The organism is Pseudomonas sp. JUb42 (assembly GCF_024807945.1).
In the GTDB taxonomy this organism is placed as follows: domain Bacteria; phylum Pseudomonadota; class Gammaproteobacteria; order Pseudomonadales; family Pseudomonadaceae; genus Aquipseudomonas.
The window spans coordinates 68,349-89,755 of sequence record NZ_JANUFD010000006.1 but is presented as its reverse complement, the minus strand read 5'-3'; the positions used below and the strand labels follow the sequence as shown (position 1 = coordinate 89,755).

The 21,407-nt window shown below is 54.5% G+C and carries 17 protein-coding genes and 1 pseudogene; 7 read left to right on the top strand and 11 right to left on the bottom strand.

Annotated elements, in window-relative coordinates; all coding sequences use genetic code 11:
* Positions 1 to 178 precede the first annotated feature (178 nt).
* On the top strand, positions 179 to 397 hold the full coding sequence (locus tag M2401_RS13455; protein WP_259103461.1) for an MbcA/ParS/Xre antitoxin family protein: 219 nt from the start codon (positions 179 to 181) through the stop codon (positions 395 to 397).
* 116 nt (positions 398 to 513) lie between these two features.
* Positions 514 to 4,869 carry an NACHT domain-containing NTPase gene (locus M2401_RS13450; RefSeq protein ID WP_259103460.1) on the top strand — a complete coding sequence of 1,452 codons (4,356 nt, stop codon included), beginning with the start codon at positions 514 to 516 and terminating at the stop codon, positions 4,867 to 4,869.
* Positions 4,870 to 4,882: 13 nt separating this feature from the next.
* Here the strand turns inward: M2401_RS13450 and M2401_RS13445 are convergent, their stop codons facing one another.
* Positions 4,883 to 5,119, bottom strand: coding sequence for a DUF4113 domain-containing protein (locus M2401_RS13445; protein WP_259103458.1), 237 nt, complete (start codon positions 5,117 to 5,119; stop codon positions 4,883 to 4,885).
* A gap of 192 nt (positions 5,120 to 5,311) precedes the next feature.
* On the opposite strand from M2401_RS13445, the gene M2401_RS13440 reads away from it, so the two are divergent.
* Positions 5,312 to 5,677, top strand: a complete 366-nt coding sequence (locus M2401_RS13440; RefSeq protein ID WP_122366496.1) for a hypothetical protein — start codon at positions 5,312 to 5,314, stop codon at positions 5,675 to 5,677.
* On the opposite strand, the pseudogene tnpC reads toward M2401_RS13440, so the two are convergent.
* The 6 genes and pseudogenes from tnpC to M2401_RS13410 form a co-directional block, all read right to left on the bottom strand.
* Positions 5,656 to 7,243 (bottom strand): annotated as a pseudogene (tnpC, locus tag M2401_RS13435) (IS66 family transposase). The gene M2401_RS13440 and the pseudogene tnpC sit on opposite strands and share 22 nt — an antisense overlap.
* A 61-nt stretch (positions 7,244 to 7,304) precedes the next feature.
* Entirely contained in the window at positions 7,305 to 7,640 is a 336-nt protein-coding gene (tnpB, locus tag M2401_RS13430) for an IS66 family insertion sequence element accessory protein TnpB (RefSeq protein WP_259103455.1), read from the bottom strand.
* Positions 7,637 to 7,969, bottom strand: a complete 333-nt coding sequence (gene tnpA, locus M2401_RS13425; protein ID WP_235668515.1) for an IS66-like element accessory protein TnpA — start codon at positions 7,967 to 7,969, stop codon at positions 7,637 to 7,639. The genes tnpB and tnpA overlap by 4 nt, the downstream gene beginning before the upstream one ends.
* 540 nt (positions 7,970 to 8,509) lie before the next feature.
* Positions 8,510 to 8,803: a hypothetical protein gene (locus M2401_RS13420; protein ID WP_259103452.1), complete on the bottom strand. Its 294-nt coding sequence runs from the start codon at positions 8,801 to 8,803 to the stop codon at positions 8,510 to 8,512.
* A 150-nt stretch (positions 8,804 to 8,953) separates the two neighbouring features.
* Entirely contained in the window at positions 8,954 to 9,886 is a 933-nt protein-coding gene (locus tag M2401_RS13415; RefSeq protein WP_259103450.1) for a hypothetical protein, read from the bottom strand.
* Between the two features lie 492 nt (positions 9,887 to 10,378).
* Positions 10,379 to 11,773, bottom strand: coding sequence for a hypothetical protein (locus tag M2401_RS13410; protein WP_259103448.1), 1,395 nt, complete (start codon positions 11,771 to 11,773; stop codon positions 10,379 to 10,381).
* A gap of 1,276 nt (positions 11,774 to 13,049) precedes the next feature.
* Here M2401_RS13410 and M2401_RS13405 point away from each other — a divergent pair.
* A complete protein-coding gene (locus M2401_RS13405) occupies positions 13,050 to 14,348 on the top strand; it encodes a site-specific integrase (protein WP_259103958.1) in 1,299 nt (432 codons plus the stop codon).
* Positions 14,349 to 14,625: 277 nt separating this feature from the next.
* Here M2401_RS13405 and M2401_RS13400 read toward each other — a convergent pair whose 3' ends face one another.
* Positions 14,626 to 15,054 carry a MarR family winged helix-turn-helix transcriptional regulator gene (locus M2401_RS13400; RefSeq protein ID WP_259103447.1) on the bottom strand — a complete coding sequence of 143 codons (429 nt, stop codon included), beginning with the start codon at positions 15,052 to 15,054 and terminating at the stop codon, positions 14,626 to 14,628.
* 63 nt (positions 15,055 to 15,117) lie between these two features.
* Positions 15,118 to 15,540 (bottom strand): universal stress protein, encoded by a 423-nt coding sequence (locus M2401_RS13395; RefSeq protein ID WP_259103445.1) that lies wholly within the window; start codon positions 15,538 to 15,540, stop codon positions 15,118 to 15,120.
* Between the two features lie 611 nt (positions 15,541 to 16,151).
* Here M2401_RS13395 and M2401_RS13390 point away from each other — a divergent pair.
* From M2401_RS13390 to M2401_RS13380, 3 genes are read left to right on the top strand one after another with little or no spacing between them, the layout of a single operon-like run.
* Positions 16,152 to 16,910: a gluconate 2-dehydrogenase subunit 3 family protein gene (locus M2401_RS13390; RefSeq protein ID WP_259103443.1), complete on the top strand. Its 759-nt coding sequence runs from the start codon at positions 16,152 to 16,154 to the stop codon at positions 16,908 to 16,910.
* Positions 16,911 to 16,925: 15 nt separating this feature from the next.
* Positions 16,926 to 18,698 (top strand): GMC family oxidoreductase, encoded by a 1,773-nt coding sequence (locus M2401_RS13385; RefSeq protein ID WP_409033925.1) that lies wholly within the window; start codon positions 16,926 to 16,928, stop codon positions 18,696 to 18,698.
* Positions 18,699 to 18,710: 12 nt separating this feature from the next.
* Complete coding sequence (locus tag M2401_RS13380; protein ID WP_259103440.1) at positions 18,711 to 20,012, top strand: cytochrome c; 1,302 nt, start codon at positions 18,711 to 18,713, stop codon at positions 20,010 to 20,012.
* Positions 20,013 to 20,109: 97 nt separating this feature from the next.
* Here the strand turns inward: M2401_RS13380 and M2401_RS13375 are convergent, their stop codons facing one another.
* Both M2401_RS13375 and M2401_RS13370 read right to left on the bottom strand, forming a co-directional pair.
* A complete protein-coding gene (locus M2401_RS13375; RefSeq protein WP_259103957.1) occupies positions 20,110 to 20,877 on the bottom strand; it encodes an IclR family transcriptional regulator in 768 nt (255 codons plus the stop codon).
* 218 nt (positions 20,878 to 21,095) lie between these two features.
* Positions 21,096 to 21,404: an antibiotic biosynthesis monooxygenase gene (locus tag M2401_RS13370; RefSeq protein WP_259103439.1), complete on the bottom strand. Its 309-nt coding sequence runs from the start codon at positions 21,402 to 21,404 to the stop codon at positions 21,096 to 21,098.
* Positions 21,405 to 21,407: the final 3 nt, after the last annotated feature.

Here is a 21,407-nt window from a genome sequence, read left to right as displayed (position 1 = left end):
TGGATGCGGGGACAGTTTGCGCTGAAGCGTGCAAGCCCGAGCGCTGCCGCTCTGAAGCAGTCCACCGCCGGTGCTTCCCAAATGGCAGCAGACGCTTGCCAAGCAATCGACGATAATCTCAGCTCGACCCAGCCACATGGCCGGCGTGAGGCATAGCTAAAGCGGAGCGCACTTTCTCATGAGCACTTTGTCCCCTGATCAACACGAGCGTTACCTGGAAGTGCTCGAAGCAGCAGAGAGCCTGTATGGCGGCGATATTGATGCGGCAATGCGCTGGATGTCTCACCCAGTCAAGGCCTTTGATGGCAAAGCTCCTGCCGACATGGTCACAACCAGGCTCGAGACCGACACGGTGACTGAGTTCATCAGGCGTTTAGAGCATGGGATTGTCGCCTGAACGCTTTGGGCACCTTGATTGCGGCGGCATCTTAGAAGAACTCGATATTTCAGGTAGCATGATGGGGCCTCTGCGGGCCCGGCCGGGACTGCCCCTGAACTGTTTAGGACTTACATATGAACGGGCATTCGGACGCCTTCATTCAGCTCGATCGTACATTCTCCAAAATCCTACTCGCTTCTGATGCCACTGATGACACCGACCTAGGTGGCCGCCATGGCGGCCAAGGTAAGCTCTCCTGGCCTGACCTCCTCATCCACAATCGAGTGATTCTGTTGTCTGAGGCCGGTTCAGGAAAAAGTGCTGAAATCCGAAATGTCGCATCTGAGCTCCGCAGCCAGGGCAAATTTGCATTCTTTCTTCGCATTGAGAACGTGATCCCGGACTTTGAGGACGCTTTTGAGGTGGGGACGCATGAAGAGTTCGAGACCTGGATCGAGTCAAGATCTGAGGGCTGGCTGCTCATGGATTCGGTCGACGAGGCTCGGCTGAATGATCCGAAAGATTTTGAGCGGGCGGTTAAAAAGCTTGGTCGCCTGACCCGCAACATTGCATCCCAAATGCACGTGCTCATCACCGGACGAAGTACAGCATGGCGCGCAAGAACGGATCTAGCGCTTTGCGAGACGGCTTTTGCATTCGAAACAGCCGCTCGGCAAGAAATTTCCACAACTGATGACGGCTCTGGAAACGTTGCGCAGACGGTACCAAGCCAGGAGCAACCGGATACGGCGTTCCTCCTAGTGACGCTAGATGACATTCATGGGGAGCAGGTTGATCGCTTCCTCACAGCTGTTGGCGTCCAAGACATCAAAGCATTTCGCGCAGCAGTAGAGCGCAAGGACGCATGGTCGCTGACCACACGCCCTCTGGACTTCCTGGAACTCGTCGACTTCTGGCTTGAGCACAACCAAATAGGCTCCCGCCTGGAGCTGATGCAAAGCAGCATTGATCGCCGCCTCGAAGAGCGAGACCAAGATCGGGCGGAACAAAAGCCCATTGCCCCCGATAGACTCAGGGAGGGTGTTCGTCTGATAGCAGCAGCCAGTACCTTGGGGCAGACTTCAGCAATCCGCGTTCCAGATGGTGACGCCAATAAATCTGGAATTCCAATTCGCGCCGTCCTCACGGGTTGGAACGACACAGAATCAGCGGCATTGCTGAGCCGGCCAATCTTCGAGCCTGGCATCTACGGAACGGTTCGTTTTCACCATCGAACTGTCCGCGAATACCTAACAGCCGAATGGCTCCACGCGCTGATCCGTAGTGCAGCCTCGCGGGTCAAGATTGAAAACTTGTTCTTCCGAACGCAATACGGGCTGGAGGTCATCAATCCGTCCATGCGGCCCGTTCTCCCATGGCTGGCATTATTAGACACGCGGATCTGTACACGTCTGGAGAATCTCGCGCCAGAAATATTTTTTGAGGGGGGCGATCCAGGAAAACTACCCCTGAGCACGCGCCGTAGAGTGCTGCGCAAAGCGTGCGAGCACTTGGCCGAGCCGGCCCATAGCTGGACGGTGACCGACTATTCGGCCGTGCAGCGGTTTGCGCACCACGATCTCACTAATGACATTAAAGAACTGCTCGCAGACTACGGTGCCAACGATGACATCGCTTGGTTCCTGTTGAGAATGGTCTGGCAGGGCGAGGTGATCGGTGCGCTTCCAGAGACCAAGCATTTTGCCCTCAACTCTGTGCATAAACACACCCGGGTGGCGGCGATACGTGCCGTGATCGACCTCGGTACGATGCAGGATCTCGCCGACATCCGCGCAGGGCTGTTGGCAGGAGATTCGCTGGTGAGCCGGGATTGCTTAGCTGAGGTGCTTGATGACTTACCGCTGGACGATATCTGGCTTCCATGGCTGCTGAAAGCGCTTGAGCGATCCGAGGATAAAGAGCGTTACAGTGGAAGGGACAATCTAACTACCAAGCTCGCATCATTGGCAGCCGAATCGCCACTGGAAAGTCTTCCCAGCTTCATTCGCGGTATCAATGCACTGTTGAACACGCCTCCCGTTGAGTCGCAGGGTTTCGGCACTATTTCCATACGGTACGGCTGGCTTGCAGAGATCGCAGGTATAGCGGTTCTCCGTCTGCTTCAGGTATGCGAGCCGTCTGCGTTCGACGAGTCAGTTCTCGCGGTTCTGAGCATACTCGCCCAGGTGCATAGTCACGACGAGCGATCCGGTCGTGAGATTGGCGAAGAGTTGAGAAAGCTCGTGCCCACGTGGCCTGAACTCGATTACCGGCTTTTCTGGTTCGACGTTGCCTTGGCTCGGAATGGGCGGGTGCATGTCGAACCGGTTGTAAACGTTTGGCAGCTGATTGGCTTCCAGCCGTTTTGGTCGCTGAATAGGGAAAACTTTGACGTCGCCTGTGACCAGATCTTCAGTTTGACTGAACCTAACGACCGCCAGATGGCACTCAGCATGGCGTTCGACATCTATGTGGCGCATGGCGCCCCAGCTCCTTGGGCGGATCGCCTCCAACAGGCAACGGAGACCAATGTCGAACTCCGCGAGAAGCTTGAATTGTTGCTGCATCCACCGGAGCGACAAGTGGAAGAATGGGAATTAAAACACGCTCAGTGGAAGCACGAGGCAGCCCAGCGAAAAATTGAGGAGGAAGATAACAGGCAAGCTGCGCGAGACTGGTTTGCGGCGAATGGGGCGCTGATTAACAGTCCTCAGGCCGGCGTCATGAACCATAACCAGGGATATCTGATGGATCGGATGCGCGAAGCCTCTATGTCTACGAACACTTGGAGCAACGGGGACTGGCAGGCACTTATTCCCGAATTTGGCACGACCGTGGCGCAAACATTTCGTGAAGGTGCTGTGGGGTTCTGGCGGGGATATCAACCGATTATGCCTTCCGAGGGGGCTCCCCCAAATTCAACGCCGTATCAGGTGATATTTGGACTGATCGGTCTCGCCATTGAGGCTCAAGAAGAGCCTGCTAGTTTCCTACAAATGTCTAGTGTCGAGGCACAACTCGCATTCCGGTACGGTCTGCTTGAGCTAAATGGATTCCCGGACTGGCTTATCAAGCTTGCCAACGTTCATCCGTTGCCATTTCAAGAAATTATCTTACGCGAAGTCGAGTTTGAGTTGTCTGCGGAGGATACGAATTCGAGCGCGAACAACATTCTGCGAAAAGCCCGCTCGGGTGATGAGTTGATACGTACGCTAGTGGCAGGCCCGCTTGTAACTCGGATGCAGAAACCCATCAAAACGCTTGCAGCACTGCAGTGTGCATTGGGCGTCGTCCAGGATTCCTCGGTAGATGATCAGACCTTGGCCGGTCTCGCAGCTAAACGTGCCGTAGAAGAACACAACCTGGACATGGCACCTAGCTGGTATGCCGTGTGGGTTGGAACGGAGCCGGGGATAGCCATTCCAGCGCTAACGGCGCGCATCAACTCGCTGCCATCTGATGAAGAACAGGCGGAGTTTGCCATGCGCTGCCTGACGTCCATTGTGGGAAGCCACAGCGTGAGCCGGAGCCGGCAGAACTATAAAACGGTACAGCATACAAAGTCTCTGTACCTGTTGACTCACACTCATGTACGACTCGAAGATGATATCGACCGCGCAGGCAAAGGGGTGTACTCACCAGGCTTAAGGGACGACGCCCAAAGCGCGCGTGATGGACTTCTCGCGTTCATTCGCGAGACGCCGGGAAAGGAAGCGTTTCTCGCCCTGGAGGAAATCGCTCGCTCACATCCCGCCGAGCGTTTACGCCCATGGACAGCATACTTTGCTCAGCAAAAGGCTACCGCTGATTCGCAGACGCTACCTTGGGAGCCAGCCAAGGTCATCGAATTCCACGAGTCGCTGGAAAGCACTCCGTCCACCCATCGTGAACTTTGGAATCTGGCGATAGATCGTCTGCTCGACCTGAAGCACGATTTAGAGGATAGCGACTCGAGCATTGCGGAGCTTTTGCTGCCTATTAGCCAGGAAACGTCTATCCGCAAATTCATAGGTGACTGGTTGCGGGCGCGCGCGGCAGGACGCTACGTTATCCCGCAGGAGGAACAGCTGGCCGACGACAAACGCCCTGATTATCGGTTCGAAAACAGTCAGGTTTATGCACCGGTACCTGTTGAGCTGAAGCTGTCGCAAAACTGGAGTGGTACAGAGCACTTCGAGCGGTTCGAGAACCAGCTTTGTGGGGACTATCTGCGCGACATCAGCTCAAGCTGCGGCATTTTTTTGCTTGTGAGCAATGGTGCCCAGGCCACCTGGGTGACACCTAACAAGGGCCGACAACGGTTTGAGGGTCTGGTCACAGCACTGCAAGAGTACTGGCTGACTATTGCTCCGAAATTCCCCAACGTAGAGGACATCAAGGTTATCGGTATTGACCTCACCAAGAGAGGGGGGACGGCAGCGTTGAAAGCCATAGAGGCCAACCGAGCTCAAGTGGAAGCTAGCCGTGTGGGCGGTGGACTAAAGCCTTGAGCTAAACGGGCCTTCAAAGTCCCTCTAGAGGAAGGAGGGCGGTTGGCTCATGTGCTTGGAACCGCATCAGTTGGTGAATTCTGGTCGTGTAGCTCTTACTCATCATCTCGCGCTTCATAGCCAACGCCGCATCGATCGGCATCCCGAAGCGCTTGGTCAGGCCCACGAGGCCATCGAGTGTTATCACCAGGCTGTGCTTTTGAATCCAACGATTAGGGTAGAGCGGATGTGCGATACGCTGGCGGTGCATGACCCATCGGTGATGGCCGGATATAATCGAATGTCGGCCCCTTGTAAGCGGACAGTGAATCCATCTTGCGTTTTATCTAGTCGTTTGCAGCTCCAGAGCTAGCCGAAGCAGCACCTTCATCAGTCGCGACAAAATAGCTTAAGATCAGGCGAAAGATGGAATGGAATATCTCGACTAAAGGACACGACATTCATGGAAATCCCCTGTTCTCAAATCAGCGAGCGTTTGAACAACCGCCGATTCACGGTAGCGGGCAACACCCACGGGCTATCCGGCGCAGGTACCGTATTTCATTACCATGTCGAGGATGATGCCATTTGGGGTACTTACCAAGGCGGCCGCATCCGCATGGGTAATCAAGTCGGACGTGTGACAGGCGCCGATACCATTGAGCTTCTTTATCATTGCTTAACTACGGACGGTGAGATTCTTGCCGGCTGGTCTCGTGGCACGGTAGGTGTTGACCACGCAGGACGTACTACTTTGAGCTTCGTATGGGGTTGGTTGTCGGGGGCAACTGGAGGTGGGGAGTCGAGCTACGTCGAGCTTGCCGCGTAGCGAGTTGGATTGGTTGAATACCCTCGCGTCCATCTATGCGGTAGCAACTCTGAAATCTCACTCGCCCGCTGCGTCGGCAGGCGCGTGAGAACATCCTTCAGATAAACATAAGGATCATGCACATTCAGCCGCGCAGACTGGATCAAACTCATGATCGCCGCCGCCCGTTTTCCGCTGCGTAGCGACCCTGCAAAGAGCCAGTTCTTGCGTCCAAGAGCCCATGGCCGGATCTGGTTCTCGCACCAATTATTATCAATAGGTACGGCCCCGTCATCGACGTAACACGATAGCGCTGTCCAGCGTTTCAGGCTGTAATCCAACGCTCTGCTGATAGCCGAACCTTCGGGCACTAGATCGCGCTGGGCGATCATCCAGGCATGCTGCATATCCATCACAGGTACGGCTTTTTCTTGCCGTATTCGACGCCGTAAATCAGGCTCCAGGTCGCGCACTTCAATCTCGATTTCGTACAGCAACTGGATATAGCGCAGTGCTTGCTCGGCGAGCTTGCTCTTGTTGGTGGCGTGCAGCTCGAAGAACTTGCGCCGCGCATGGGCCATGCAGCCGATCTCTGTCACGCCAAGTTCGAAACTGGCCTTGTAGCCGCCAAAATCATCACAGACCAGCTTGCCCTTCCAGCCTTTCAGGAAGTTGCGAGCATGCTCACCGGCACGGCTGGGGCTGAAGTCGTAAACCACCGCTGCCAAGTCCGAGAACTGGCTGGTTGCGTAGGCCCAAACATAAGAACGGTGAGTTTTCTTCGAGCTTGGCGCGAGCATCTGAACCGGTGTTTCATCGGCGTGGACGACATGCTGCCCAAGCACCAGGTCGCGCAGCGCGTCGACCAGAAGCTGTAACTGCACGCCAGTCATGCCAACCCATTGAGCCAATGTTGAACGTGGAATCGCCAAGCCGGCTCGACCGAAAATCGACTCCTGGCGGTAAAGTGGAAGATGGTCGGCAAACTTCGCGATCATGACGTGGGCAAGTAACCCGGCAGTCGGGATGCCCTTGTCGATTGACCTGAGCCGGAACCGGCGCCTGGATCATCGTTTCGCAGTCATCACAGACCCATTTTCCGCGAACATGGCGCTCGACAGTGAATACGCCAGGCGTGTAGTCCAGCTTCTCGCTGACGTCTTCACCGATGCGTTTGAGTGCGCAGCCGCATTGGCAGTGAGTATTGTCCGGTTCGTGATGGATTAATGTACGTGGAAACTCTGTCGGCAATGCAGTGCGCTTGGGCTTTTGCTTTTTCTCGGTCGTCGCGGGCACTGTTTGCAACGCCTGAAGCTCTGCTTCAATCGCCGCGATATCGGTATCGATCAGGTCATCGAGCAGGCTGGCCTGCTCAGGATTCATTTGCTCGCTACGCTTGGCAAACTTCAAGCGCTTGAGTTGTGCGATCTCGTGGGTCAGCTTCTCGATCACCGTTTGATCGCGGTTGATCTTCTTACCCATGGTCTCGACCGTCTTGCCCATGGTCTCGACTTGCGAGAGCAACTGCGCCGCCAAGGCACGCAGTTGGTCGGGGGACATTTGGTCGAGATTGGGCGAAGAAGTCATGCTGCGGATTTTGCCAGAGCAGACAGTTCGCGGCGATAGACCGATAGGCTAATGGCAGGCGTTAAATCAGTGTGATCGCGCCGCCGGAACCCGCACGTTGCCATGGCAGGCCCAATACCAGGGCTTGGAGCTGCTCGGTGTCCAACTGCATATCAGAGCCGTGACGAATGCTTGGCCAATGGAACTTGCCCTGGTTCAACCGACGTGCAGCCAGCCAGATACCGAAGCCGTCATGCACCAGAACTTTCATGCGAGTAGTGCGGCGGTTGGCAAATAGATAAGCACAGTGCGGCTTCGCCGCACCGAACACCGCGATCACCCGGGCTAACGCGGTTTCGGTGCCCGCTCGCATGTCCATCGGCTCGGTAGCGAGCCAGATGAAGTCGATGCGGATCATCGCAGCAGCTCTCGAAGAAAGGTCGCGCAGGCAGCAGCACTTTCAGTAGGCCAGTCCACTTTGACGGTGCCGCGCGGGTGCTGGATCTCGACGCAGATATTCGACGATGTAGCTTGCGAACTTGCTCCGCCCAACTGCATGGGTAAAGGAATAAATGCCGGTTGCAGCGCCATGCTTTTCTGCGCGTGCATCCGAATCCATTTGTGGACGAGGTTTGCGTTGAGGCTATGGCTGAGGGCGATGCTGGCAATCGAAGCGCCGGGCTGGGCACACTCTTGAATGACCTGGGCCTTGAAGGGTTTGGAATAGGAACGGCGTGTTGGCTGCATGAAATACCCGCTTAAAAGGCTAGAACTGGTGCCCACTTAAATTTAAGTGCACACCATGTCTTGGCTTTGCGGGGCTGGGTAGGTGACTTGGCCGGACGGATACGGCCCCTTAGCGCCATCGTCCTGTCACTCGGTGTCCAGTATGCCTCGACTGAGCAAAGTAGGGATGCTCAGCGTCGGGGTGCGATAGGAGCGCCAGACTGACCTGTCGCCTTGTACGGGCCTGGTGCAGATTAACGCTAGCCCCGCTGAGACTGTTCGAGTAGGTCAAGCAAGGTGATCGGGATACCCGCCGAAGGCGCGCGCAGCCTAATTCCCTGCTTTCTGTCGACCTGGGCTTCTGCACACCGGAAGTATACGGTCGGGCTGTTCAACTCACCTTCCAGGGATTGATTCCTTGCCGCGTCAGGCCGTCAAAGAACCAGAGATCCAACGCTGCATCTTTGCCTCATACCCACCATCGCAAAAGTCCAGGTTAGGCCAATAGTTCTGGTACACCTCATAATCGAGCGCCACTGTGTCCTCGCGGTTCTGGGCATTTTAAACGCTCCAGGCTCGATACATCCGATGCGTCCAATCAGTCTCCATCACCAATTGACGTGACGTGTCCCATGACCAGCCGTCTTTCATCAGCACTGTCACGAAGAATTCCGTCGCTGCATTCGCACAGCTGGCATCGTGGGCAATCATCCTGTCCAGGATCGAATAGGAGATCCCGATCGCCTGGAAGATGGATTCTCCTTGGCTGTCCAGTTTCTTACCGTATGGCGCAGAATCCAAGTCTTGAGACTGCGGTGGAGTGAAGGCGAAAACTGTTGCGGTTGGGAAGCTCATGGGTACTGCCTTTATAGTTGTTGTTTTATTTCATGATGCCTATGGAGCAAGCGTCGCTGCAACATACTGAAAATATCTGCCTTCGCGCTCGACATGTGTCCGGCTGTCCCAATCAGCTTCCACAGTGCGACGCTCGCGCGATTAGGGCGATCAACCACCTTGTGAGTCGAGCGTCGCTGTGAGGGCCCTCAGGAAGACTCGAACGTCCTTGTCGTTTAGCTCGTTGTAGGCTGTCTTGCAGTTCGCATCGCTGTGCTCTATGTCGACGTAACTGTCAGGTCGGCTTGGCATAGCAAAGATGGCGGTTTTGTCCGCGCTCTCTCCTCGAGCAGCTTGCGTACGAATCCTCAAGTTGAACGCTTCAAGCAGATCCGTTCTCTCCTGACCCGCGCCTCCTGCTGGGCTGAGCGCTCGAAACAGAGCAGAGACGTAGCTCAGATAGATTTCTGCGTGGCCGTTAACGAATATTGAATCGGGCCTCTCACCCCATCGAGTATTTTCGAAAGCATGGCCTACGAACTCGCCGTAAGCGTGAAGCTGCCCATTTTTCGAGTAGACATGAGCATAGCTATCACCCAGAGCGTGAATTAGAAACCCAGTCTGCCAATCAGGCTGCCCAGAGGTGAACGATTGATGCACGAGTGCCTCAAGCTTTTTTCTTCGAATGGCAACGGCCTGAGCATTGCCGCCATGCAGTGAATGCAGGCTATTCACTATTTCGTGCCTATAACCGGCGTAAACCGGCAAACCCCAGATGCCAACGGCAGGGGCTGAGTAACGAAGTGCCAGATCATCAGGCGCCTGACTGTAGCAAGACAAGCTTCCAATCCTTTTCCCCTCCAGACCCAGCATGTCTGCGATATACCCCGATGTCGCGATGTGCCCGTCTTTTTCATAGTAAGGCACAACGTTGAGGAGGCGACCGTCTAAAGTGCTTAACTGACGTGATTGACCAATTTGCTGAGACGGTTCTGCGACTGAGATTCCCGTGAAGTCGTGCTGAGAAACACACCCCGAAAGGCTGATGGGTAGTAAAAGGACGCCACGGGCAAAATACTTCCGGAGGTTTCGGTAAAATTCCATGATCAGGTCTCTGTATTGATGGAGCGTGAAGGCCACCTTGAGGAGCTGAAGCAGATGGGGTATGGGTTGCGCTGATCTACCTGGCGTGCAGTCATCCGTGTGGCGGCTACACCGTTTCTCCCGTTAGGAACGTCGCCGCCGACATTCTGCTTATAGCGGCCGTTCGAGGAGCCTAGCTGGGGCACAGTTGCGCAAGCTCAATGCAGTGTGCGCGCTGTTCGTACCGCCCTCGAGGGGGTTGGTTTAGAGCCCAGCCTTCGTAGTGCGATCGGTGCTATGCCCACTTCCTAGCAAACTCTGGCAAGCGGAGCGCGCAGGCGTGAGGATGGAAGCTCGCAGGGTCGAGACTACCGCTTCGCGGGAGGCTCGATTTACGACAGCCGAGCTCGTAGAGCCACGCCCTTGACCAGTTATCTATGCTTCTCGTTGTCCGGTGGCAGCAGCGTCCTAAAGATAAAACAGGCCAAAGGAGGAGGGCGGATCAAGCTTTCATCAGTCAGCGAAATTGAAAACAATTCGGCGGGACAAGGCTTGGCGGATACCAATATCTGGCCAAACACTCGGATCCTCATCTGCGGTACCTGAGGCGGTTGACTCGGGAATCATGCACGCGCGCTTGGCTGATGCTCGCAGCTCATTGAATGTCAGCGACGCCTCAGGATCGAGCTTGTCCGAGCCTTTCCAGTTGGCGAGTGTTGCTTTGGGCCTAGACCTGAGCGTTGACAAAATGCTTGCACAAAACTCGCTGAAAATCTCGATGAGGCTACCGTACCCATAAGCATCCAGACCATTCTCTTGCGGAAAGAGGAAGCTCTGAGAGCTCACTGCGGGTTCTTTTATATGCCTAAAGTGAGCATAGCGTTGAAAATAGCCCTCAAATCGGGAATCCAGTGCGAAACTCCGGCGTAAGTAAAGCGGGCTCTCGAACACACCCGGGCCTTTGGGGGACACGCGGTGGGACTTGGAGTAATTCTTGGCAAAATCGGTTTTAGGACGGGCCTGAATCGCGTCGAGAGAATCCGGTGCCTGCGGTTTGAAATAGGAAAAGGTGGGCTTGATGGTCTGCGTTGCTGCGACAGCCCGCATGGGAATCTCCGAGAAGACTGCCAGGGCTGTGAGGAATAAGAGCGGCTCCCATTTCTCGTTGTAGCTTGCAAGCGATTCAGCAATATCCAGAAAATCACTGAGCTGGGTCGGCGAGAACACAGCCTGAGGTTTCTCGACGCGGAATTCGTAGTCTTTGGGCGCCATGTCCTGGAATGGATTTTTGGATTTATCCTGTTGCTGGCACGTGGCGGCGGTATTTGTATCAGCGGTATATGCTGCGGTGGTTGCGGCTGGGGCTGCGGAATTCGCGGGACGCGCTAGGAAGTCGAAGTACTCGCGCCCATGCGTCATGTACCAGTTGCGGTGATGCTTCGAGCTCAGCCCAGGGTCATTGCCTGTGAGCGTCGGGCGGATGATTGGACGCCATGTGGGGTCGATCGACTTGTTCGCAAAGTTTTGCTTAGTTTTCTTGGAATAACGACTGCACCCAGGGGTGGTTACCCAAGTAATCGGGGGACGCATGATGAAAGTCATGAACGACTTGGCATCGGCGCTGTTCCAGTCATGCAGTGGCTTGTCGCGGATTGTCCAACTCCAATGCATCATGGACTCGAGTATGGGGCATAGCTTTTTGTAGTGACGCTCTTCGAATCCGGGCTTTGCCGACTCTCGCACGAGGAAATCTACCCCGGTTCGCCATGTTGCCAAGGCATGCAGGTGCTCGGGTGTTGCCTCCAAGCGTTGCAGCACCTCCAAATTGATTGGAAGCGCAGATCGTGCCTGGTCATTGAGCAGGCTTAAAGGTGGGAACAGAGGATATGGCGGTTGTGGGTCAGCCATGTAAAACCCGTCCTGATCGCATTTGGAGGCGCTTGGTGTTGTTCGGGCGGCGCTTGTCTGGACTCAAGTTGTCAGCGTCCTTATTGGCGCCAACGCGGGTGCCAAGGACGGTGACTGCGGCGCGTGCGAGTCTGAGCCTTGGCGTTTGCGAATCATCCTGGCAGGTTGAAGTGCCAAGCGGTCAGCCGTTCCATGACGAGAAGCGTAGACTGGATATGCGCGTGTGGCGAACGTTCGGCGGTCTACTAGAGTGGTTGTTGTTGGCGTGAACGCAGTGACAGAACTGGCGGGCTGGAGAGATTGGGATTCTGGTATTCAGGTCTGCAGGATTTGGACGCTGGAACCCCTGAAAGCTCGAAAGGTGCGAAGGAAGGGAATGCAAGGCCTTGATTTGGGTTGATTCTGGTAATTCAAGGCAAATCCCGGTTTTCAGGAACAGGTGACAATGTGCCAGGAGGGAAAGCAGATTTACATGATTTAACATAATATACATTATGCGTACCTTCTGATTCTTACGCGTGGGTCGTCGCAGCCAGTTTTCAATTGTGAGAACCATTTAAAAACCGGACTTTCTACGTTTAAAAAACGGAATCTCTTTCAATTCATTAGGTTGTCAGGTTTTTCTCGCATGATATGCATGCCTGTCGTCATTGGTTGGTTTAGTAATTCTCGAAGAGTCACCAGCTGTTCGTTTTCCCCAAAACTCTCAAGATGGGGTTTTTCGCAAGTGTTTCAGCTGGAATCAGGATCACTTGATTCACACATTTTAAAAGTGAACGCCATTGAGGGACATTTGAAAACCGGAATGCGCTCCCAGGGGGCCAGCTTGCGAGAAAGGCAGTGATTCAGCGGACAGAACGGATGCGTTCCAGATGTACAGACCCCCTCCTAATGGTTACCTAGCTTGGTTAAGCGTCAAAACCAGGAAAAATTGAGGATACGAAAATACAGTACGCTTAGCGTACTGGGCCAAGAGATAGCTATTTCGCTGCTATTAGGGATGCATCCTCTCGATGCACGAGCATTAGGGCGAGCGATCGAGCTAGCAAATGTGCCGCTTGAAGCGGGCGTACTAACGACAGTTTATACGTAGGCAGGTACGCTTCCCAAATGACTCAGGTGTTGCTGAGCTGATGAAACGTGCCATAGGTTCTTTATACTCAGCGAAGCCATGCAATATCCGATAACTGTCAGACCCGGATATTGCATAGCACAGCGATCCGGTGGATGATGATCTTCATTTGTGCCATATCATTTCGAGCAGCATCTAGTGCCCATTCCTACTAGCCCACACCCACTTTTTGAAACTTACGGTCGATTCAGCGAGCTAAATTTTAGTGCGCTCAACCTGGAGCTGCCGGCAATCAGGAATTACCTAGAGCGTTTTCCTTCAGAGTTGCAAGCAATCGAAAGCTATCGCGCTGTGCGTAGCTTCCTCAAGTCCTATTCAGGCAATGAAGCGACTTTCAACTCCTATCGTACGCACGTCGAGCGATTGCTCCTTTGGGCTTTAATCAAATCCAAATCACCCTTGCTCGACCTTAGACGCTCGCATGCTGAGTCTTTTATGGAGTTTTGTCTAACCCCTGATCCCGCGTGGATAGGACCGGTAGTTAAGTCCAGATTCAACCGGATTGGTGGCCGGAAGAAAATCGCCACCGATACTTACACGCTCAATAGTGAATGGAGGCCGTTCAGCCAAACCATTCCAAAGGATGAGCGCAAGCGTGCAGAGGAACAAAACCGCCCTCCTCTTCAAGGCGCTTATCGATTGGCCCAAGGTTCTATAGCCCAGATATTCGCAGTCTGCGGCAGCTTCTTTCAATACGCGATTGACGAGGGCTTCTGCGAGCATAACCCATTCAAAGCGGTGAAGCAGAAAAACCAATATAAGCAGAGAACGACGGAGCATCAGGATTCGCGAATCTTAACTTCGTTGCAGTGGGATTTTGTGCTCGAAACCGCGGAGTTATTAGCCTCGAAGGATGCCAAGTACGAGCGCACGCTGTTTATTGTTGCAACAATTTTTGCGATGTATCTTAGGGTTTCTGACCTGGCGGGCCGGGAGAACTGGAAGCCTACTATGGGCGATTTGCGTCAAGATAATGCAGGTAACTGGTGGTATCACGTGATTGGGAAAGGTAACAAGGCTGGAAAAATAAGTGTCCGAGACGATTATGTCGAAAAATATCTGAAGCGCTGGCGTGCGCACCAGGGACTGTCTTCCCTGCCCGGCTTCAGAGATAAGACGCCGTTAATTGCTACTCGAAGGGGGCGTGCGGGTCTGTCAGATAGGCACATAAGACTGTTGCTGCAGGAAATCTTTGATCGTGCGTTAGATCGTATGCAAGCAGAGGGTTGGTCTGAAGAAGACGTTGGTAGGCTGCGTTCAGCTTCTTTACACTGGTTAAGACATACGTCTGCAACGTTTGATGCGCCCTATCGTGACATGAAAGATTTGCAAACCGACTTGCGACATAACAGTCTGAGCACCACTCAAAATGTGTATTACAACTCCGAAGATGAGAAACGAGCCTATTCCGTAAAGCGTCTCCCAATGCAGGGGCGAAGCTAACGAACACGGAAGAATACTTCGTTTGTTGGTGATCAGCATAGGCTGGTGCGATTTGATGAATCGCACCATAGGAACACATTTGGAGCCTGTTAACCGCGCGCCTGCAACTGCTGAGGCTCATGAAAACCGGGCGGCGCGGAAGGTGGTTTTATGAATCATTGTAACGTTCGGTGATTCGCGCGGAATGCCGGTCCCTAAAGAGTTATGATATTCGCGCGCAAGATTACTAACAAATTCTTCCATCAAGGAACTGAAATGCTCTCATGTACGGAACAACCTACAATATTTTCGATAAGTGTAAATAACTATCCTTAAGCAAATGCCCCATCTGAGCAATGTCGGTGCCCAGATTAGCAAGTACCTCGCCCCATTGAGCATGCAAAGCAGACAATGCAATGCTATACGCTCTGAGTCCTTCGTCTGATAACTGTAAAGCGATAAATCGTCTGTCTGGTTGATCGCGTTTACGCTGGACATACCCCAGGCGCTCTAACTTATCGATTGTCACAGAAACCTTGGATTGAGTAATACGCAGATGTCGACTGCACTGGCTGGCGTTGCTTGCTTTACCACTCACAAGACAGTCGATGATCCGAAACTCCAGAGCCGTGAGATTTTGATCTGCAACAGTATGCGTAATCCATTCATATAGCGCCTTGTTCACATTCTCCACGACATCAAAGGTGTCAATAAAATGCGCACTCACACAAACCTCCAGATACCGCGTAAAAATTTACACTGCAGTAACGCGACGGATTAATGCCACACTCTACCTGACCTCTACCAAGACAGGGCATGGTGCGGCCTCCAGCATATCGGCTGTCAGGGATACACCAAACCACCTCTCCAGCAGCGTCATATGTTGATGTCCCATCACAATGATCTCGCTTCCCAGAGATGTGGCGTGCTTGCTCAACTCACTGACAATGTCACCGTTGAGAACCTTTCCTACGCTCTGAAAGCCCTTGCAAGTCACCCAGGTGCAAAAATTTGAAATCAGCGAATTTGCCGACTGTAGATCGGTCACCGTTGTATCCTCTCCACATTCAAAGTCACCACAATCAGAATGACTGGAGTCTAGTACGCACACTATATTTATGATGCTTGAAGGCTTGCAGATATTTACCGCAAGGTTCAACACCCTTTCACATTGAGCGGAGCCTATTACCGACACCAAAATATTGCTGAACATGTCCAACATCCTCACAGGGCTTGAAGCACCGAGACAAGCAGAGCGCAAAAGAAATTAACGAATGACAAACAAAGTAAAACGGCTATGACAGGTAGGTGGCATTATGCTTTCCGAGACCTCACCACGAGGTAGTGGCAAACCTTAACAGCTACACTGAACGATGATCATGACCCCTGACGATACCGGCTATTGATAATTCAAATAATCAGGAGACAAAACAGCACGGCGCGCTAGACGGGTACTCTGACTTAATTACCTGCAGTGTCGAACAGCCCTGATCCAAGGTTTGATATTTACCTTATATTTTGATATCGCACGCGCCATCGACTGTCGGCCTGGCTCGGACGTGTCGACGGCGCCCAAGGGCTCGCGACGCGTTGATTGACCAACGAAACTATTCTGGTTATAAATACTGCCAGTTTCTATTGATCCTCTCAGCATACCCCCGACCAAGCCTGAGCCGTCAATGCCCAAAGCGTGCCCCACCAAGACCGTTTAACAGCCGCAGCAGATCCGTTGCTGATCCTTTTAGTGCCGGAGCACCGCAGGATCACCACAGCAGCCAAATGAATGCGAAAAATATTAGATCGACCGTTACCTATGAGGATTCTATGGACGATAACCAAAATGCTCCTGACGGCACACGCCGGGATTTTTTACGTAAAGGCCTGACCTTGATCCCGGTTGTAACCCTTGCGGGCACCGGTCTTGGCGTGACCACCCAGCAATTGATGGCAGCACCTGAATCGACTCCTCGGCCAGAGCCACAGGTACCCGCGACGCCCAAGGCCAGCGACTACCACCCAACCTTCTTCACCGCCGAGGAATGGGTCTTCGTACAGGCCGCCGTCTCCAGGCTTATCCCCGCTGACGACCATGGACCTGGTGCGCTCGAAGCAGGCGCTGCCGAGTACATTGACCGGCAGATGAACACACCTTATGCCACGGGTGCTCAGTGGTACATGCAAGGCCCTTTCGTCACCGATGCGCCAGCAGAAATGGGCTACCAGTTGCAATTGAACCCGCAGCAGATCTATCGCCTGGGGATTGAAGCAGTCGACACCTGGTGCATGAAACAGACGAAAAAAAATTTCGCTGCGCAAGATAGCGCTACCCGAGACAGCATTCTAGGGAAAATCGAGGCTGGCGAGCTCCATTTCGATGATGTCCCTGCCAAGGCTTTCTTCAGCCTGCTCCTACAGAACACACGTGAAGGCTTCTTCTGTGACCCGATACACGGTGGCAACAAAGAGCTGGTCGGCTGGAAGCAGATCGGGTTTCCCGGCGCCCGTGCGGACTTCATGGACTGGGTAGAGCGCAACGAGCCATACCCCATCCCTCCTGTATCCATTCGTGGCGAGAGGGCTTGAGTCGTGGCCAATCAAATGAAAAAAGTAGATGCCGTCATTGTCGGTTTCGGTTGGGCTGGCGCGATCATGGCCAAGGAGTTGACCGAGGCAGGTCTGCACGTGGTCGCCCTTGAGCGCGGCCCCATGCAAGATACCTATCCGGATGGCAATTACCCCCAGGTGATCGATGAGCTGACCTACAGCGTGCGCAAGAAGCTGTTTGTCGACGTGTCGAAAGAGACCGTCACCATCCGCCACAGCGTGAATGACGTCGCACTGCCCAACCGCCAACTAGGCGCGTTCCTGCCCGGCAAAGGCGTAGGCGGCGCTGGCCTGCATTGGTCGGGGGTGCACTTTCGCGTCGACCCTATCGAACTGCGGATGCGCAGCCATTACGAAGAGCGCTACGGCAAGAAATTCATCCCAGAAGGCATGACCATCCAGGACTTCGGCGTCAGCTACGAAGAGCTTGAACCTTATTTTGATTTCGCCGAAAAGGTGTTCGGCACCTCCGGTCAGGCATGGACAGTCAACGGCCAGGTCGTCGGCGAGGGCAAAGGCGGCAACCCCTATGCTCCCGATCGCTCCAATCCGTTCCCCCTGCCCTCGCAAAAAAACGTCGTGTCGGCGCAGCTGTTCCAAAAGGCAACGACCGAGCTGGGTTATAAGCCGTACAACCTGCCGTCAGCAAACACCTCGGGGCCATACACCAACCCCTATGGCGCACAGATGGGCCCATGTAACTTCTGCGGGTTCTGCAGCGGCTACGTCTGCTACATGTATTCGAAAGCATCGCCCAACGTGAATATCCTGCCGGCGTTGCGCCCTGTGCCAAATTTCGAGTTGCGCACCAACGCTCACGTGCTGCGCGTCAATCTGGACGACAGTAAGCGCAAAGCCACGGGCGTGACCTATATCGATGCCCAGGGCCGGGAGATCGAGCAGCCTGCCGAGCTGGTGATCATCGCCGCGTTCCAGTTCAACAACGTCCGTCTGATGTTGCTCTCCGGCATTGGCAAACCCTACGATCCGATCACCAACGAAGGCGTGATCGGTCGCAACTTTGCGTACCAGAATATGGGGACGGTCAAGGCGTTCTTCGACAAGGATACCTACACCAACAACTTCATCGGCGCGGGCGGCAATGGCATCGCCATTGACGATTTCAACGCGGATAATTTCGACCATGGCCCCCACGGTTTTGTCGGCGGTTCACCGATGTGGGTGAACCAGGCTGGCAGCCGACCGATCGCCGGGGTGGCCAACCCTCCTGGCACCCCGGCCTGGGGCAGTGCCTGGAAAAAGGCGACCATTGATTACTATACCCACCAACTATCAATGGACGCCCATGGCGCGCATCAATCCTACCGTGGCAACTACCTGGATCTTGATCCGACCTACCGCGACGCGTATGGCCAGCCTTTGCTGCGCATGACGTTCGACTGGCAGGAGAACGACATCAAGATGAACCAGTTCATGGTCGACAAGCTCACCAAGGTGGCCCAGGCCATGGACCCCAAAGCCATTGCGGTTATGGGTAAGAAGGTCAAAGAGCATTTCAACACCGCCAACTACCAGACCACCCACCTCAATGGCGGCGCCATCATGGGCACCGATCCTAAAACCAGCGCCTTGAATCGCTACCTGCAATCCTGGGACGTGCACAACGTCTTTGTTCCGGGCGCCTCGGCGTTCCCACAGGGATTGGGATACAACCCCACAGGCTTGGTAGCCGCACTCACGTATTGGTCTGCCCGGGCAATTCGCGAGCAGTACCTGAAAAACCCTGGCCCACTGGTTCAGGCATAAGGAGCGATGAGCATGAAGACCCTGTTGATCGCCACACTCTTGTTCGGTACCAGCCTGTCGGTATTGGCTGCCGACGCCGATGACGCGCTGTTAAAAAAAGGCGAGTACCTGGCGCGGGCCGGTGACTGCGTCGCCTGCCATACGGCCAAGGGCGGTAAACCTTTTGCAGGAGGACTACCGATGGAGACGCCTATCGGAACCGTGTACTCCACCAACATCACGCCGGATGTCAACGGTATCGGCAAGTACAGCTTCGAAGACTTCGACCAGGCCGTGCGTCATGGCGTCGGCAAAGACGGCAGCACCTTGTACCCCGCCATGCCCTACCCATCTTATGCACGGGTCAGTGACGACGACATGCGTGCGCTCTATGCGTATTTCATGAAGGGCGTTGCGCCTGAAGCTGAACCGAACAAACCCACTGATATTCCGTGGCCACTCAGCATGCGCTGGCCGCTGTCCATCTGGCGAGGTCTGTTTGCTCCGCAGGTGAAAGCCTGGGAAGCGCCGGTCAATAACGACGCAGTGGTCAATCGCGGCGCCTACCTCGTCGAGGGGCTGGGCCACTGTGGCGCTTGCCACACGCCTCGCGCCATAACGATGCAAGAGAAAGCTCTGAATCCGGCTGAAGGGAGTCAATTCCTGTCGGGCAGTGCGCCACTGGAAGGCTGGATCGCCAAGAATCTCAGAGGCGACCACAAGGATGGCCTGGGCAGTTGGAGCGAGGCGGATCTTGTACAGTTCCTCAAGACCGGCCGCAGCGACCGTAGCGCAGTGTTCGGTGGTATGAGTGATGTCGTGGAGCACAGCATGCAGTACATGAGCGACGCGGATCTGGTAGCCATCGCCCGCTATCTCAAGACACTTGCCCCCAGTGATCCCAACGACAAACCTCATGTCTACGATAAGCAGGTTGCAGAAGCCCTGTGGAAAGGCGATGACAGCAAGACGGGCGCTTCTGTCTACATAGACAACTGTGCCGCGTGTCACCGCACCGATGGCCATGGCTATGCGAAGGTCTTCCCTGCGCTCGCCGGTAACCCGGTACTGCAAACGACCGACCCGACATCGCTGATCCATGTTGTCTTGGCTGGCGCCACCGTACCGGCAACCCAGACCGCTCCGTCGAACTTCACGATGCCGGCCTTCAGCTGGCGCTTGAACGATCAGCAAGTCGCCGCCGTGGTGAGCTTCATTCGTACGAGCTGGGGTAACCAGGGCGGCGCGGTGACGGCCAAAGAGGTGTCGGATGTGCGCAGCAGCGACATGAAAAACACATCTGGCGACGACCTTGGCCAAGTGACCAAGCACTGAACCAGGGTATAGGCCTGCCAGTAGGGATACTGAGCAGGCCGGGCCCACCGCGAGCAATCCGGATCGATTGCCCTGTTGCGAAAGCGCCGCTCGCGTCTTAGCGAGTGACGCTCTCGATATTATTGACCATGTGCTTGAGCCGCGGCCCGATGTCCTCCTCAAGCTTCTCCCTGGGGAGAATGAAACTGGGGCCGCCGCAGTTGAACGCCAGGATGCCGTACTCACTGTGAACCAGAGGCACCGCAACAGAGTTCACGTCCTTGGTCCAGTCACCGATCGAAAGGCAGTAGCCGTAGTCCGCATAATCCTTGAATGATTGCTCAAGACCACGACGTATGCCGAGCCAGTCCGAGGTATTACGCTCGCGGATATGGTCCAGGATAAAGTCGCGCTCGCTGTCCGGCATTGCCGCCAGGCACGCCCTCCCCACTGAACTCAAATGCAACGGCAGGTAAGTACCGATCTGGCGACGCATCGTCAGGTTCGCCTCACCCTGTACGACATCCAGATAGACCATTTGCATACGATCCCGTGCAGCCATTGCCACGGCGGCACCGGCGTAATTGGCCAGCCCTTCCATCAGGGGATGGGCAACCGCTCGAATGGAGAGATTGGACAACAGACCATAGCCAAGGGCCAATACACCCACGTCGAGCTGATATTTGGATGAGTGTGGGACGGCCTTCAAGCAGCCAAGTTTGCTCAGGGTATATGTCAGCCGCGAGATGGTCGGCTTGGGCAGCCCCGTCCGGGCAGCCAGCTCCTGATTGCCGAGCACATTTGAACCAGGGCCGAAGCAGCGCAATACTTCGATACCCCTGGCCAGGGCAGTGATGAAATTACGATCCTTGTCCTCGTCGTCCATCAACACGTTCAAATCGACAGGTGTTGTGAGGATAGGAAGATCTCCGGGCTGGTTATCCGGGTGCTTTGCTTTTTTTTTCATTTGCCGTGCTCAAAAATCACAATGCGGAAATATATTCCGCACTGCGAAAACAAGCAACGTCACATGACTGGCGCATGGAGAAGATCTTTCCGGCATCAAGGCCTTAAGCTCTCTAGGCGCCGACCCATTAATAGGGATCAGGGGCACCAAGTAGCTTCGAAATGGGCAGAGCGATCATCGAACCGAGTCAAGAATGCCTGAGTGTCTAACGGCACCACAGCTTTTGTACAGTCCTCCCCGGCGAACGCAATAATGGTTTCCATCGAGTCCCAGAAAGTGATCTCGACGAACTCCACTTCTGCAGTGTCGAGCGTGCGTCTCATGAAATAAGAACCTTTGTATCCTTCTATTCTGTGCAGAGTCGGCAGAGTATGCTGTGTAAGCAGTTGCTCATAAGCATCTGCAGTTTCAGCTTTAGCCCATCCACGCCAAACGCGACCAATCATGTC

Bases quoted from the DNA above. Each gene is read 5' to 3' on its own strand.
- M2401_RS13455 (WP_259103461.1), top strand. From the start codon at position 179: ATGAGCACTTTGTCCCCTGATCAACACGAGCGTTACCTGGAAGTGCTC.
- M2401_RS13450 (WP_259103460.1), top strand. From the start codon at position 514: ATGAACGGGCATTCGGACGCCTTCATTCAGCTCGATCGTACATTCTCC.
- M2401_RS13445 (WP_259103458.1), bottom strand. From the start codon at position 5,119: ATGCACCGCCAGCGTATCGCACATCCGCTCTACCCTAATCGTTGGATT.
- M2401_RS13440 (WP_122366496.1), top strand. From the start codon at position 5,312: ATGGAAATCCCCTGTTCTCAAATCAGCGAGCGTTTGAACAACCGCCGA.
- tnpB (WP_259103455.1), bottom strand. From the start codon at position 7,640: ATGATCCGCATCGACTTCATCTGGCTCGCTACCGAGCCGATGGACATG.
- tnpA (WP_235668515.1), bottom strand. From the start codon at position 7,969: ATGCAGCCAACACGCCGTTCCTATTCCAAACCCTTCAAGGCCCAGGTC.
- M2401_RS13420 (WP_259103452.1), bottom strand. From the start codon at position 8,803: ATGAGCTTCCCAACCGCAACAGTTTTCGCCTTCACTCCACCGCAGTCT.
- M2401_RS13415 (WP_259103450.1), bottom strand. From the start codon at position 9,886: ATGGAATTTTACCGAAACCTCCGGAAGTATTTTGCCCGTGGCGTCCTT.
- M2401_RS13410 (WP_259103448.1), bottom strand. From the start codon at position 11,773: ATGGCTGACCCACAACCGCCATATCCTCTGTTCCCACCTTTAAGCCTG.
- M2401_RS13395 (WP_259103445.1), bottom strand. From the start codon at position 15,540: ATGTTCAGCAATATTTTGGTGTCGGTAATAGGCTCCGCTCAATGTGAA.
- M2401_RS13390 (WP_259103443.1), top strand. From the start codon at position 16,152: ATGGACGATAACCAAAATGCTCCTGACGGCACACGCCGGGATTTTTTA.
- M2401_RS13385 (WP_409033925.1), top strand. From the start codon at position 16,926: ATGAAAAAAGTAGATGCCGTCATTGTCGGTTTCGGTTGGGCTGGCGCG.
- M2401_RS13380 (WP_259103440.1), top strand. From the start codon at position 18,711: ATGAAGACCCTGTTGATCGCCACACTCTTGTTCGGTACCAGCCTGTCG.
- M2401_RS13375 (WP_259103957.1), bottom strand. From the start codon at position 20,877: ATGGACGACGAGGACAAGGATCGTAATTTCATCACTGCCCTGGCCAGG.
- M2401_RS13370 (WP_259103439.1), bottom strand. From the start codon at position 21,404: ATGATTGGTCGCGTTTGGCGTGGATGGGCTAAAGCTGAAACTGCAGAT.